This window comes from Lysobacter sp. K5869 (assembly GCF_018847975.1).
GTDB lineage: Bacteria > Pseudomonadota > Gammaproteobacteria > Xanthomonadales > Xanthomonadaceae > Lysobacter.
The window spans coordinates 3,725,036-3,739,311 of the sequence record NZ_CP072597.1 but is presented as its reverse complement, the minus strand read 5'-3'; the positions used below and the strand labels follow the sequence as shown (position 1 = coordinate 3,739,311).

The following is a 14,276-nucleotide window of genomic DNA, read 5'->3' as shown; positions in this document are numbered from 1 at the left end:
TTTCCGCTCGCCGCGCCGCCGTTCGCCCATGGCCAAGAAATCCGCTCCCGCCTTCCCGATCGAAATCGACGCCGCCCGGCGCCCGCCGCTGGGCATGCCCGCGGCCGAGTTCCTGCGCGATTACTGGCAAAAACGCCCGCTGCTGATCCGCAACGCCTTCCCCGACCTGCAGTCGCCGCTGCAACCCGAAGACCTCGCCGGCCTGGCCTGCGAGGAAGGCGTGCTGGCGCGGCTGATCCAGCACGACCGCGCGCGCGATCATTATTCGGTGCGGCACGGGCCGTTCGAGGAATCCGAGTTCCCGGGCCTGCCGCGCCAGGACTGGACGCTGCTCGTGCAGGACGTCGACAAGTGGGACGCCGACGTCGCCGCGCTGCTGCCGGCGTTCTCGTTCCTGCCGCGCTGGCGCATCGACGACATCATGATTTCCTTCGCCGCGCCGGGCGGTTCGGTCGGCGCGCACGTCGATCAGTACGACGTGTTCCTGCTGCAGGCGCAGGGCCACCGGCGCTGGCAGATCGATGCGCGGCCCAACCCGCCGCAGGGGTTCCGCGCCGACGCCGAACTCAAGCTGCTGCGCGAATTCGAGCCGAGCCACGAGTGGGTGCTCGGCCCCGGCGACATGCTGTACCTGCCGCCGGGCGTGCCGCACCACGGCGTCGCCGAGGACGCGTGCCTGACCTTCTCGGTCGGCATGCGCGCGCCGTCGGCGGCCGAGCTGATGGGCGACTACATCGACACCCTCGCCGCCGACGCCGACGAGGCGCTGCGCTACACCGACCCGGACCTGACCCCGCCGCGCGATCCCAACGAGATCGACGCCGCGGCGATGGAGCGCGTGGTGCAAGGCTTGAACGCGCTGCGCATGAACGACCCCGACCGCCTCGGCGATTGGTTCGGCCGCTTCATCACCGTGTACCGCGCCGCCGGCGAAGTGTCGGCGGGCGGCGCTCCGGCGCCGTCGCGGATCGAACTGGAATTCGCCTTGAACGAAGGCGCGACGCTGTGGCGCCACCCGTGGTCGCGCATGGCCTGGCGCCGCGCCCATGCCAAGGGCCGCGCCGCGCGCCTGTACGTGAGCGGCCAGGAGTACGCGCTGCCGGCCAAGGACGCGCAGGCGCTGGCGGCCGCGGCCGAGCTCGATCTGGCCGGCTACGGCGCGCTGTCCGACAACGGCCGCGCCTGCGTGCTGGAGCTGGTCGCCGGCGGCCATTACCGCCTCGGCCGCGACGACGGCGGCGAGGACGAAGGCGGCTACGCGGACGAAGAAGAATGAGCGCGCTCGCGCCCGCGGCCGGTTTCCGCGTGGTCGCGGTCGAGGACTACGCCGCCGCCCAGCCGGCCTTGCGCGCGGTGCGCGAGACCGTGTTCGTGCGCGAACAGAACGTGCCGCTGGAACTGGAGCTGGACGCCGAGCGCGACCCGCACTGCCAGCACGTGCTGGCCTTCGACGCCGACGGCGCGCCGATCGGCACCGGCCGGCTCACTCCGGACCGGCGCATCGGCCGCATGGCGGTGCTGGCGGCGTGGCGCGGCCGCGGCGTCGGCGAGGCCTTGCTGGAAGCGCTGCTGCGGCGCGCCGCCGAACTCGGCTGGCGCGAGGTGTCGCTGCACAGTCAGGCCAGCGCGATCGGTTTCTACGCCCGCCACGGTTTTCTGCCGTTCGGCCCGCGCTTTTTCGAGGCCGGGATCGAGCATCTGGCGATGTACCGCCTGCTCGGCGCGGCCAATCCGGTCGACGGCCGCGAGGCCGCGTCGGCGGCGCTGATCGGCCTGCTCGCCCAGGCCCGGCGCGGGCTGTGGATCTGCAGCCGCGAGCTCGACCCGGGCCTGCTCGACCGCGCCGACGCGGTGGCCGCGCTGCGCCGTTTCGCCGTCGGCGGCGGACAGGTGCGGATCCTGCTGCACGATCCGGCCGCGCCGCAGCGCGCCTTGGCGCCGCTGATCGGGCTGTCGCAGCGCCTGCCGACCGCGTTCGAGTTCCGCGCGATCGAGGAAACCGTCGATCAGAACGACCCGGCGGCGTACTTCGTCAACGACCGCGACGGTTGGTATTACCGGCCGCTGGGCCATCGTTTCGACGGCGAAACCCGCCTGGACGGCGGCCCGCGCGCGCGCCAGCTGCGCGCCCGGTTCGAGCCGGTGTGGGAGCGCGCGCGGCCGTGCACGGAGTTTCGGGCGCTGGGGATTTGAGCGCGGCGCGGGCGGTCGCGGCAACGGCGCCGGCTCTCCCGGATCGCCGCGCGCGCCGATGAAAGCAGCGCGGCCGCGGCGCCCCCGCGGCTAGGGCTCAGCTTCGCCCGAACCGATCCGCCCGAACCGAATCCGCTCGCCGCCGGCCCGCGTACCGTCGCCGCGGCATCACTCGCAAGCCCGCACCACCGTGGCTTTGCCGCCCGGCGCCAGATCGAACCGGCATAGCACCTTGCGCCGACTGTCGTAGGTGGCGACGCCGCGCAATTCCACCCGCACGCCCGCAGCGGTCGGCGTCAGTTTCGGCGCGCTCAGCGAGTAACGGTCCGGCGCCACGAGTTCGGCTTCGTGCACGATCCGGGCCTGCCCGTCCTCGCCGCCGTCGGCCTTCCACTGCGCCAGCACCCGGGTCGAGACGTGCTCGAACCCCTGGCTGGCGACGATCACCCGATACGCACCCTCGCCCGCCCCGGCCTCGCTCCAGCGGCCGGCCTGGACCACCGCCTCGACGTTGGGCGCCACCGCCGGCGTCTGCGCGAGGACGGGCGTCGATGCGGCCGCCAGCGCGGCCAGCCACCCCAGCCCCGGCGCGAGGATGCGGCGGGGGTCGCGCGGACGCCGCTTCGGCTGCCGTGCGGACGGACGTTCGCCGGTCGGGTTGCGGCCGCTCATGGCGTCGCCAACTTCGCCGAGCGCACGTTCATTTCGAAGTGGTAGCGCCCGTCCGGCTTCTGTTCGAGCAGGGTCAGATCGATGGCGGACGATCGCCCGACGGGTTCGGCGCCGTCCGCCGCCCGTCCGAACGCGCGCATGGCCGCGGCGATGGCCGCGTTGCTGTCGGCCGAACCGATCACCCGCACCAAGTCGCCCTCGGCGCGGGCGCTTTCGATCCGGCACGCCTCCGGGGCCAAGGCCTGGAAGCGCTCGCGCAGCTTCTCCGGCGAGGCCGGCGCGACCGCTGCCGCGACAGGGGGCTCGGCGGACTTGGAGGCCTTAGCCGGATCGGCCACGGGATCGGCCGCGGGCGCGGCCTCGGTGGTGAAACCGATTCCAGCCGCCTTCGCCTCGGCCTCGGCCGTGCGCCGCTGGGGATCGTCCTTCGGCGCGCAGCCCGCCAAGGCCACCACCAGCAGCAAACTCCATCGCGATGCGCTCACGGACATGACGCCGGACTCCCTGTCGACCGGCACCGATCATACGGCCGGCGCGCACGCGCGCGCCGGGCTGAGCGCACGCTAAACCGCGGCCGCCGGGGCCGGCGGTTGAAACCCGCGACGCCATCCCAAGATTTTTGAGCGGATTTCCCCGCCGGCGATGCAGCGCGGCGGGCCTTGCCGGAACGGTCGGCTCGGCGGTCCGGCCCGGGCCGGCACCGGAAATCGAACCAAAACCGCCACATAGACGTAAGTAGTTATGCCTTTGCGCTTAACACTGCCGCTATAATTCCGAGCCTTGTCTGCGCCCGGCGCCTTGCCCGCGCGCGCCGACCCCACTCCCGTCCCCTAGAGTTTCCCGATAGCCATCGTGGACAGTCTCCTGAAGCAGTTCTCGCAGTCCTCGCAACTCGGCGCCAACGCCGCCTTCATCGAAGACCTGTACGAGCAGTACCTGGTCGATCCCGACAGCGTCGGGCCCAAATGGAAAGCCTATTTCGACGGCTTCAAGGGCCGCGAAGCCGGCGACGTGCCGCACTCGGCCGCGATCGAAAGCATCACCGCGGCCGGCAAGGCCGCCGCGCGCGGCGCGGTCGCCGCCGCCGGCGCCTCCTCGGGCAGCGACGAACGCGAGCGCATGGTCGGCAAGGTCATCACCGCCTACCGTTCGCGCGGCCACCTCGCCGCCGACATCGATCCGCTGGGCCTGCTGCAGAAGCCCGACGCGCCGGATCTGGCGCTGGGCTTCCACCGCCTGTCCGAGAGCGACCAGTCGGTCGAGTTCTCCACCGGCGGCGTCGCCGGCAAGGAGCGCATGAAGCTCGGCGACCTCGTCGCCCTGCTCAAGGCCACCTACACCGGCCCGATCGGCGCCGAGTTCATGCACATCGCCGACGCCGAACAGCGCCGCTGGATGTACGAGCGCCTGGAAGCGGCCGGCGGCAAGTTCGGCCGCAGCGCCGAGCAGAAGACCCGCATCCTCGAGCGCCTCACCGCGGCCGACGGCCTGGAACGCTACCTGGGCACCAAGTACGTCGGCCAGAAGCGCTTCTCGCTGGAAGGCGGCGACGCGCTGATCCCGCTGATGGACACCACGATCCGCCGCGCCGGCGAGCAAGGCGTGCAGGACGTGGTCATCGGCATGGCCCACCGCGGCCGCCTCAACGTCCTGGTCAACACCCTGGGCAAGCCGCCGCGCAAGCTGTTCGACGAGTTCGAAGGCAAGTTCGACCACGACGAACACGCCCACACCGGCGACGTGAAGTACCACATGGGCTTCAGCGCCGACGTCGCCACGCCGGGCGGCCCGGTCCATCTGGCCCTGGCGTTCAACCCCTCGCACCTGGAAATCGTCAACCCGGTGGTCGCCGGCAGCGTGCGCTCGCGCCAGACCCGCCGCGGCGACAACGGCCGCGCCCAGGTGCTGCCGGTGCTGCTGCACGGCGACGCCGCGTTCGCCGGCCAAGGCGTGGGCATGGAGCTGTTCCAGATGTCGCAGGCGCGCGGTTTCGCCGTCGGCGGCACCGTGCACATCGTCATCAACAATCAGGTCGGCTTCACCACGTCAGAGCGTCAGGACGCGCGTTCGACCCTGTACTGCACCGACGTGGCCAAGATGGTCGGCGCGCCGATCCTGCACGTGAACTCCGACCACCCCGAAGCGGTGGTGTTCTGCGCCGAGCTGGCGCTGGACTTCCGTCAGCGCTTCGGCCGCGACGTGGTCATCGATCTGGTCTGCTACCGCCGCCACGGCCACAACGAGGCCGACGAGCCGGCGGCGACCCAGCCGCTGATGTACCAGATCATCCGCAAGCACAAGACCCCGCGCGAGCTCTACGCCGAGCAGCTGGTCGGCGAAGGCGCGATCAAGGCCGAGGACGCGCAGGCGCTGGTCGACGGCTACCGCAACAAGCTCGACGCCGGCGAGGTCACCACCGAGCTGGTCGAGGTCAAGCCCGACGAGTTCACCATCGACTGGTCGAAGTACCTGCAGGGCAAGCTCAGCGATCCGGTCGACACCACCTTCGACCGCGCCAAGCTCGACCAGCTGGCGGTCGAGATCAACGCGATCCCGGACAGCGTCAAGCTGCACCCGCGCGTGGCCAAGATCTATGAGGACCGCCGCAAGATGTCGGCCGGCGAGCAGCCGGGCGACTGGGGCTTCGCCGAGAACCTGGCCTACGCCACCCTGATCAGCGAAGGCTACAAGCTGCGTCTGGTCGGCCAGGACAGCGGCCGCGGCACCTTCTTCCACCGCCACGCGATCCTGCACGAGCAGAGCACCGACGAATACGTCATGCCGCTGCGCCGTCTGGTCAGCAATCCGTCCGACGTCACCATCATCGACTCGCTGCTGTCGGAAGAAGCGGTGATGGCGTTCGAATACGGCTACTCGACCGCCGATCCCATGACCCTGGACATCTGGGAAGCGCAGTTCGGCGACTTCGCCAACGGCGCGCAGGTGGTGATCGACCAGTTCCTGTCCTCGGGCGAAGCCAAGTGGGGCCGCCTGTGCGGGCTCACGCTGCTGCTGCCGCACGGCTACGAAGGCCAGGGCCCCGAGCACAGCTCGGCGCGCCTGGAGCGCTTCCTGCAGCTGTGCGCGCTGGAGAACATGCTGGTGTGCGTGCCGACCACGCCGGCCCAGGCCTACCACATGATCCGCCGGCAGATGCGCATGAGCACGCGCAAGCCGCTGGTGGTGATGACGCCGAAGTCGCTGCTGCGCCACAAGCTCGCGGTGTCGACGCTGGACGAACTGGCCAACGGCGAGTTCCAGCACCTGATCCCGGACGCCGCGGCCAACGTCAAGAAGGTCAAGCGCGTGGTGCTGTGCTCGGGCAAGGTCTATTACGACCTGTTCGAACAGGCGCAGAAGGACGGCGTGGACGACGTCGCCATCGTCCGCGTCGAACAGCTCTACCCGTTCCCGCGCGAAGCCCTGGCCGCCGAGCTCAAGCGCTTCAGCGGCGCCAAGGACGTGGTGTGGTGCCAGGAAGAGCCGCAGAACCAGGGCGCGTGGTACCAGATCCGCCACCACCTGACCGCGTGCCTGGCGCCGAAGCAGGCCCTGCACTACGCCGGCCGCGCCCGTTCGCCGTCGCCGGCGGCCGGTCACCTGGCCGATCACGTCGCCGAGCAGACCAAGCTGGTCGCCGACGCGCTGGTCAATTCGCTGCACGGGGAGTCCAGCGCCGAATAAGGCGCCGGCTCGCCGCGGAAGGCCGGCGCCGCATCGGCGCCGGCGCTTCGCCGAACACTCAAGATTCGCTATTCCAACCTTCAAGCACTCCAGGATGCCTGCCCCATGAGCACCGAGATCAAAGTCCCCGTTCTGCCCGAGTCGGTCTCCGACGCCACGATCGCCACGTGGCACAAGAAGCCGGGCGACGCGGTCAAGCGCGACGAGAATCTGGTCGACCTCGAAACCGACAAGGTCGTGCTCGAAGTGCCCTCGCCGGTCGACGGCGTGCTCAAGGAAATCAAGTTCGAGGAAGGCGCGACCGTGACCAGCCAGCAGCTGATCGCGATCGTCGAGGCCGGCGCCGCTGCCGCCGCGTCCGCTCCGGCCGCCAAGGCCGAAGCCGCCCCGGCTCCGGCCGCCGCCGCGGCCGCCGCTCCGGCCAAGGCCGAAGCCGCCAAGCCCGCCGCCGCGTCGGCCAACGACCAACTGCCCCCGGGCGCGCGCTTCGCCGCCAACACCCAGGGCGTGGACGCCGCGCAGGTCGAAGGCACCGGCCGCAAGGGCGCGGTGACCAAAGAAGACATCCTCAACTACGCCAAGTCCGGCGGCGTGGGTTCGGCCGCGGGCGCGCGTCCGGAAGAGCGCGTGCCGATGACCCGCATGCGCGCGCGCATCGCCGAGCGCCTGATGCAGTCGAAGAACTCCATCGCCATGCTGACCTCGTTCAACGAAGTCAACCTGGGCAAGGTCATGGCCATGCGCAAGGAACTCGGCGAGACCTTCGAGAAGGCCAACGGCGTCAAGCTCGGCTTCATGAGCTTCTTCGCCAAGGCCGCCGCCAACGCGCTGCAGCGCCACCCGATCGTCAACGCCTCGGTCGACGGCAACGACGTGATCTACCACGGCTACGCCGACATCTCGATCGCCGTGTCCACCGACAAGGGTCTGGTGACCCCGGTGCTGCGCAACGTCGAGCGCCTGGGCTTCGCCGACATCGAAAAGGCCATCGGCGACTACGCCAAGAAGGCCCGCGACGGCAAGCTGGCGCTGGAAGACCTGCAGGGCGGCACCTTCACCATCACCAACGGCGGCACCTTCGGCTCGCTGATGTCGACCCCGATCGTCAACCCGCCGCAGTCGGCGATCCTGGGCATGCACGCCATCAAGGAGCGCGCCATCGTCGAGAACGGCCAGGTCGTCGCCGCGCCGATGATGTACATCGCGCTGTCCTACGATCACCGCATCATCGACGGCAAGGACGCGGTGCTGTTCCTGGTCGATATCAAGAATCAGCTGGAAAATCCGCATCGCATGCTGTTGGGAATGTAAAAAGCGGAAAAGCGGGAGCGGGGTTGGGGAACTGAGGGTTCCCTGCCGCGGCCCGTCTGTTCAGTTCCCTATTCCCCATTCCCCATTCCCGTGAGCGAAGAATGAGCGAACAATTCGACGTAGTCGTCATCGGCGCCGGCCCCGCCGGCTATCACGCCGCCATCCGCGCCGCCCAGCTCGGCCTGAAGACCGCCTGCATCGACGCGGCGCTCGGCAAGGACGGCAAGCCCGCCCTCGGCGGCACCTGCCTGCGCGTGGGCTGCATCCCGTCCAAGGCGCTGCTCGACAGCTCGCGCCAGTTCTGGAACCTGCAGCACCTGTTCGGCGAGCACGGCATCAGCGCCGACAACGCCAAGATCGACGTCGCGACCATGGTCGGCCGCAAGGACAAGATCGTTAAGCAGTTCACCGGCGGCATCGCGATGCTGTTCAAGGCGAACAAGATCGCGCCGTACTACGGCTTCGGCACCCTGCACCCGGGCAACATCGTCAAGGTCAAGCAGCACGACGGCAGCGAAATCGAGCTCAAGGGCACCAACGTCATCATCGCCGCCGGTTCGGATTCGATCGAACTGCCGTTCGCCAAGTTCGACGGCGACAAGATCGTCGACAACGTCGGCGCGCTGGACTTCACCGAAGTGCCGAAGCGTTTGGGCGTGATCGGCGCCGGCGTGATCGGCCTGGAACTGGGCAGCGTGTGGAAGCGCCTGGGTTCGGAAGTCACCATCCTGGAAGCGCTGCCGGACTTCCTCGCCGCCGCCGACGCCGAAGTCGCCAAGACCGCGGCCAAGGAATTCAAGAAGCAGGGCCTGGACATCAAGCTCGGCGCCAAGGTCTCCAAGGCCGAGATCAAGGGCAATGAGGTCCACCTGACCTACAACGACGGCAAGGCCGACCAGCAACTGGTCGTGGACAAGCTGCTGGTGGCCGTCGGCCGCCGCGCCGCGTCCAAGGGCCTGCTGGCCGAGGGCACCGGCGTCAAGCTCAACGAGCGCGGCCAGATCGAAGTCGACGCGCATTGCCACACCGGCGTCGACGGCGTGTGGGCGATCGGCGACTGCGTGCGCGGCCCGATGCTGGCGCACAAGGGCTTCGAGGAAGGCATCGCGGTGGCCGAACTGATCGCCGGCCTGCCGGGCCACGTCAACTTCGACACCATTCCGTGGGTGATCTACACCGAGCCGGAAATCGCCTGGGTCGGCCAGACCGAGCAGCAGCTCAAGGCCGACGGCGTGCCGTACAAGACTGGCAGCTTCCCGTTCGCGGCGATCGGCCGCGCGGTGGCCATGGGCGAGCCGGCCGGCTTCGTCAAGGTCATCGCCCACGCCGAAACCGACCGCGTGCTGGGCCTGCATCTGGTCGGCGTCGGCGTCTCCGAGCTGGTCCACGAAGGCGTGCTGACCATGGAGTTCAAGGGTTCCGCCGACGACCTCGCCCGCATCTGCCACGCCCACCCGACCTTGTCGGAAGCGATCCACGACGCGGCGATGGCGGTCGACAAGCGCGCGATCCACAAGGCCAACTGATCGGCCCGCAAGGCAACGAGAACGGCGCACCTGGTGCGCCGTTCTTCGTTTCGGCGGCGGCGATCGCGCGGCCGCCCGCGGCACCCACAACAAAAACAAAAACCGAGAAGGCGACGACGACCATGAAGACGATCTGCGTGTACTGCGGCTCCAACTCCGGCTCCAAGCCGATCTACACCGACCGCGCGATGGCCCTGGGCTACCGCCTGGCCCGCGACGGCATCGCCCTGGCCTACGGCGGCGGCAACGTCGGCTTGATGGGCGTGGTCGCCGATGCGGTGCTGGAAGCCGGCGGCGAAGCCATCGGCGTGATCCCGGAGCAGTTGGTCAACTGGGAAGTCGCCCACCGTGGCCTGACCCGGCTGGAGATCGTCGGCTCCATGCACGAGCGCAAACAGCGCATGTTCGACCTCGCCGACGGCTTCGTCGCCCTGCCCGGCGGCTTCGGCACCCTCGACGAAATGTTCGAGATGCTGACCTGGCGCCAGCTCGGCATCGGCAACAAGCCCTGCGCCTTCCTCGACATCGACGGCTTCTATACGCCGCTGATGGGCATGCTCGACCGGATGGTGGACGAGCGCTTCCTGCACCCGGACCAGCGCCGCGACCTGTGGCACGGCGACGACATCGAGGCGATGCTGGCGTGGATGCGCGCTTATGAGCCGGCGTCGTCGTCGAAGTGGATGGACGAGAAGCGGCGCAGCGCGTTGCGGTGAGGCGCAAGCGGCTTGCACGCCCCCATCCGCTTCCCGCTTTCTCCTAACTCGCCGCATCCCTCCTAACTCGCCGCATCCTCCTAACTCCCCGAATCCCTCCTAACCCCGTCATTCCGGCGAAAGCCGGAATCCATTTTGATTTTGCCGTTGCTTTTCGCCTGTCGGCGCAAGGGCAAGAGCAAGAGCAAAATGGATTCCGGCTTTCGCCGGAATGATGGGATGAGAGAACGCCGGCAATTCATTGCCGAACGAATTGCGATGGAAACGCAGGACGACGCCGACCTAATGCATGAACCGGGTAGGACTATCGGCGCACCGCAAGTAGGAATCCGCCGCGCCCGCCTTTGCGCTCGCTCGCAACAGTTCGCCGCGTGTTCTCATCAGGCGACGTCCTTTAGGAGCTCGCATGGATGCGAACCCGAACCCCCTGCGTCTATCTGTTGGCCAGCGCGCCGCGCGGCACGCTGTATGTCGGCGTCACGTCCGACCCGATCCAACGCATTTGGCAACATCGCAACGATGCGGTCGAAGGATTCACCCGCCGTTATGGTGCGCACGCCTTGGTCTGGTACGAACTGCATCCCGACATGCAGTCGGCCATCGCCCGCGAAAAACGCATCAAATCCTGGAAGCGCGCCTGGAAACTGGCGCTGATCGAGACCGCCAACCCGCATTGGCGCGACCTCTACTCCGCTATCATCGACGCTTCCGCCCCGTCCGCGCGCTGAGCCGCGACGGCGCGCTCCAGGAGCGATTCCCGCATGACCGTCCCCCACGCGTTCAACGCCTTCCGCATCCACAACGACGCCGCCGGTTACCGCAGCGGCATGGAATCCGTGTCGATCGACGATCTCGCGCCCGGCGAAGTCGTGATCAAAACGGCGTATTCCTCGATCAACTTCAAGGACGCGCTGGCCGGCACCGGCGAAGGCAAGATCCTGCGTTCGTTTCCGCTGGTCGGCGGCATCGACGTGGCCGGGCACGTGGTCGCCTCCAGCGACGCCAAGTTCAAGGAAGGCGATGCGGTGCTGGTCACCGGCTGCGGCCTCAGCGAGACCCGCGACGGCGGCTACAGCGAGTACGCGCGCCTGCAAGCGCGCTGGGCGATTCCGCTGCCCGCCGGGCTGAGCCTGCGCGAGAGCATGGTGCTGGGCACCGCGGGCTTCACTGCGGCGCTGGCGCTGTTCCGGATGCTGGAAAACCGTCAGGCGCCGGAACTCGGCCCGCTCGCGGTCACCGGCGCCACCGGCGGCGTGGGCTCGCTCGCGGTCGACATCTTCAGCCGCGCCGGCTTCGAGGTGCACGCGATCAGCGGCAAGGCCGAACAGGCCGATTACCTCAAGTCCATCGGCGCCAGCGAAGTGCTCGGCCGCGACGCGCTGGCGACCGCACGGCCGATGGAATCCGCGCGCTTCGGCGGCGGCCTGGACAACGTCGGCGGGCCGATGCTCGCCAGCCTGCTCGCGCAGACCGCGCCCTACGGCAACGTCGCCACCGCCGGCCTCGCCGCGACCCACGATCTGGGCACCACGGTGATGCCGTTCATCATCCGCGGCGTGTCGCTGCTGGGCGTGGCCTCCGCCGGCACCGCGCGCGCGATCCGCGACGAGATCTGGCAGCGTCTGGCCAGCGACTGGAAGCCCGCGCACCTGGACCGCATCTGCACCCGCGAAGTGACGCTGAGCGAGCTGCCGCAGGCGTTTCCGGGCATGCTGGCCGGGGGCTCGCTGGGCCGGACCCTGGTCGTGATCTAGTTGGCATTGCAGCCGCGCGGCGCGTCGCTACAATCGGCCGCAAGTTCCAGGGGAAAGATATGGCGCGTATTTTGATCGTCGACGATTCGCCGTCCCAGCTGATGGGCATCCGTCGCATCGTCGAGAAGCTGGGCCACGAGGCCCTCACCGCAGAAGACGGCGCCGCCGGCGTCGAGGCCGCCAAGCGCGAGCTGCCCGACCTGATCCTGATGGATGTGGTCATGCCGAACCTCAACGGGTTCCAGGCCACCCGCTCGATCTGCCGCGAAGCCACCACCAAGCACATCCCGATCGTGCTGGTCACCACCAAGGACCAGGACACGGACCGGGTGTGGGGCATGCGCCAGGGCGCCAAGGCGTACATCACCAAGCCGTTCAGCGAGACGGACCTGTCCGAGATCATCGGCCAGTTGCTGCCCTCGGCCGGCTGAACCGGCGCGGTTCGCCGCGCTCGCGCAGTGCCTGCGGAATCCCGGCGAAAGCCGGGATTCTTGCGTTTGGGGTGAGCGAAAGCGATGAAGCCGCCCGCGGCCGATCAACGGACTCTGTTCGCCGCAGCGAACGCAGCGCGACGATTCGCAGTCGCTACGACGCGCTCGCGGAACGCGCCGCGCATCGCCGCATTGGCGTATACGCTTCGCGAACCGCGCGATGCGCGCGCGAACGCTCGCGCACTTGCCGCGCAAACCCGCCGCTCAGCGCCGTTCGCGCCCGTTCATGGGCGCGAAACGCGCCCCGTCCGTCGGCTCAATCGCGCCGCCAGTCTTCGCCGAACGCCGCGCGCAAACCTTCGTAGGCCTCGCGCTGCGCGTCGTTGTCCGCGCGCGGCGCCAACACTTCCAACTCGACGATCTGATCGCCGGCCGGCGTGCCCGGCAAGCCGCGGCCGCGCAAGCGCAGCTTGCGGCCGGCTTCGGAGTTCGCGGGAATCTTCAGTTCGACCGGCCCGCCCAGGGTCGGCACGCTGACGCCGGCGCCCAGCGCCGCTTCCCACGGCGCCAGTTCGAGCACGTGGATGACGTTGCGCCCGTCCACCTCGAACTGCGGATGCGCGGCGTATTCGATTTCCAGCAACAGATCGCCGTGCGCGCCTTGGCCAGCGAGGCGGATCAGCTGGCCCGGGCGGATGCCCTTGGGCACGCGCACGTCCAGCGTCTTGTGGTTGACCGAAATGCGCACCTGCCCGCCTTGGTAGACCGTCTCCAGCGACACCGCCAGCTTGGCCCGGGTGTCGCCGCGCGGCGGCGCGCCGCGTTGGCCGAAGCCGCCCGCGCCGGGCGCGGCGCGTCCGCGGCCGAACAAGGTCTCGAAGAAATCGCTGAAACCGCCGCCCGCGCCGCCGCCGGCGAAGATCTCCTCGAAATCCACGCCGCCCTGGCCGCCGCCGAAGCCGCCCGGCGGCGGCTGCACTTCGTCGCCGGGGCGATAGCCGCGCGCGCGCAGCTGATCGTAGGCCGCGCGCTTTTGCGGATCGCGCAGCGCCTCGTAGGCTTCGTTGACGGCCTTGAACTTCTCTTCCGCGCCCGCTTCCTTGCTGACATCGGGGTGGTACTTGCGCGCCAGACGTCGGTAAGCGGTCTTGATCTCCGCCTCGCCGGCGCTGGGCTCCACGCCCAGGGTGTCGTAATAGTCCTTGAACTGCATCGATGCTCGCTCCCACGGCGCAAGCGCCAAGCGCGGCGCTGTCCGCACAGGCCGCCTTGACGCATCATTAAGGTTTCCAGCATGGCGGCGTTGCGCGGTTTTTCAAGAGGCCGCCAAACCGTCCGTTCAAGCCGCCTTGACGCAAAGTTTAGTCCCGGCTTCCTAGACTTCACCCTCACCCCAGGAGAATCCCATGAGCATCCAGGTCGGCGACCGCCTGCCCGAAGTCGCGCTCAAGCGCATCACCGACGGCATCGAGACGGTCGATACCCGCGCCCTGTTCGACGACCGCAAGGCCGTGCTGTTCGCGGTGCCCGGCGCGTTCACTCCGACGTGTTCGGAAAAGCACCTGCCCGGCTTCGTCGAGCACTTCCAGCAGTTCCGCGACAAGGGCATCGACGTGGCCTGCCTCGCCGTCAACGATCCCTTCGTCATGCAGGCCTGGGCCAAGAGCCAGCACGTGCCCGACGGCATGCTGATGCTGTCCGACGGCAACGGCGACCTGACCCGCGCGCTCGGCCTGGAACTCGACGCCAGCGCCTACGGCATGGGCACCCGCGCCAAGCGCTTCGCGCTGTACGCCGAGAACGGCGTGGTCAAGCAACTGCACGTCGAAGAACCCGGCGAATACCGCGTGTCTTCGGCCGAGTACATGCTCGAGCAAGTCTGATCCGCGTCCGCTCCGCGGCCGGGCCCGTTCGCGGGCCCGGCCGACCGATCGTTTCTCCACTTCATCCGCATGAGGTAACCGCCCCTTCCCCGACCCGCCAGGAGAC

General features: G+C 69.1%; 13 protein-coding genes. 10 read left to right on the top strand and 3 right to left on the bottom strand.

The genetic code is table 11. The features are described 5' to 3' along the window. Positions 1–28: 28 nt before the first annotated feature. Together J5226_RS16285 and J5226_RS16280 are read left to right on the top strand one after the other, a co-directional pair. Positions 29–1,276, top strand: a complete 1,248-nt coding sequence (locus J5226_RS16285; RefSeq protein ID WP_215835482.1) for a cupin domain-containing protein — start codon at positions 29–31, stop codon at positions 1,274–1,276. Then, positions 1,273–2,193, top strand: a complete 921-nt coding sequence (locus J5226_RS16280) for a GNAT family N-acetyltransferase (RefSeq protein WP_255322824.1) — start codon at positions 1,273–1,275, stop codon at positions 2,191–2,193. The genes J5226_RS16285 and J5226_RS16280 overlap by 4 nt, the downstream gene beginning before the upstream one ends. A 168-nt stretch (positions 2,194–2,361) precedes the next feature. Here J5226_RS16280 and J5226_RS16275 read toward each other — a convergent pair whose 3' ends face one another. Then, complete coding sequence (locus J5226_RS16275) at positions 2,362–2,865, bottom strand: hypothetical protein (RefSeq protein ID WP_215835481.1); 504 nt, start codon at positions 2,863–2,865, stop codon at positions 2,362–2,364. Further along, complete coding sequence (locus J5226_RS16270; RefSeq protein ID WP_215835480.1) at positions 2,862–3,329, bottom strand: hypothetical protein; 468 nt, start codon at positions 3,327–3,329, stop codon at positions 2,862–2,864. Before J5226_RS16270 ends, J5226_RS16275 begins: the two co-directional genes overlap by 4 nt. Positions 3,330–3,717: 388 nt before the next feature. Between J5226_RS16270 and J5226_RS16265 the strand changes: the two genes are divergently transcribed. The 7 genes from J5226_RS16265 (at position 3,718) to J5226_RS16235 (ending at position 12,287) form a co-directional block, all read left to right on the top strand. After that, on the top strand, positions 3,718–6,549 hold the full coding sequence (locus J5226_RS16265; protein ID WP_215835479.1) for a 2-oxoglutarate dehydrogenase E1 component: 2,832 nt from the start codon (positions 3,718–3,720) through the stop codon (positions 6,547–6,549). Between the two features lie 105 nt (positions 6,550–6,654). Beyond that, positions 6,655–7,860, top strand: coding sequence for a dihydrolipoyllysine-residue succinyltransferase (gene sucB, locus J5226_RS16260; RefSeq protein ID WP_215835478.1), 1,206 nt, complete (start codon positions 6,655–6,657; stop codon positions 7,858–7,860). A gap of 101 nt (positions 7,861–7,961) precedes the next feature. After that, positions 7,962–9,386, top strand: coding sequence for a dihydrolipoyl dehydrogenase (gene lpdA / locus J5226_RS16255; RefSeq protein WP_215835477.1), 1,425 nt, complete (start codon positions 7,962–7,964; stop codon positions 9,384–9,386). A 122-nt stretch (positions 9,387–9,508) separates the two neighbouring features. Further along, on the top strand, positions 9,509–10,102 hold the full coding sequence (locus J5226_RS16250; protein WP_215835476.1) for a TIGR00730 family Rossman fold protein: 594 nt from the start codon (positions 9,509–9,511) through the stop codon (positions 10,100–10,102). Between the two features lie 410 nt (positions 10,103–10,512). Beyond that, positions 10,513–10,830 carry a GIY-YIG nuclease family protein gene (locus tag J5226_RS16245; RefSeq protein ID WP_215835475.1) on the top strand — a complete coding sequence of 106 codons (318 nt, stop codon included), beginning with the start codon at positions 10,513–10,515 and terminating at the stop codon, positions 10,828–10,830. A 33-nt stretch (positions 10,831–10,863) separates the two neighbouring features. After that, positions 10,864–11,856 (top strand): YhdH/YhfP family quinone oxidoreductase, encoded by a 993-nt coding sequence (locus J5226_RS16240; RefSeq protein WP_215835474.1) that lies wholly within the window; start codon positions 10,864–10,866, stop codon positions 11,854–11,856. Between the two features lie 59 nt (positions 11,857–11,915). Then, a complete protein-coding gene (locus tag J5226_RS16235) occupies positions 11,916–12,287 on the top strand; it encodes a response regulator (protein ID WP_215835473.1) in 372 nt (123 codons plus the stop codon). Positions 12,288–12,603: 316 nt separating this feature from the next. On the opposite strand, the gene J5226_RS16230 is transcribed toward J5226_RS16235, so the two are convergent. Then, positions 12,604–13,500, bottom strand: a complete 897-nt coding sequence (locus J5226_RS16230; protein WP_215835472.1) for a DnaJ C-terminal domain-containing protein — start codon at positions 13,498–13,500, stop codon at positions 12,604–12,606. 193 nt (positions 13,501–13,693) lie between these two features. On the opposite strand from J5226_RS16230, the gene J5226_RS16225 reads away from it, so the two are divergent. Then, positions 13,694–14,170, top strand: a complete 477-nt coding sequence (locus J5226_RS16225) for a peroxiredoxin (protein WP_215835471.1) — start codon at positions 13,694–13,696, stop codon at positions 14,168–14,170. Positions 14,171–14,276: the final 106 nt, after the last annotated feature.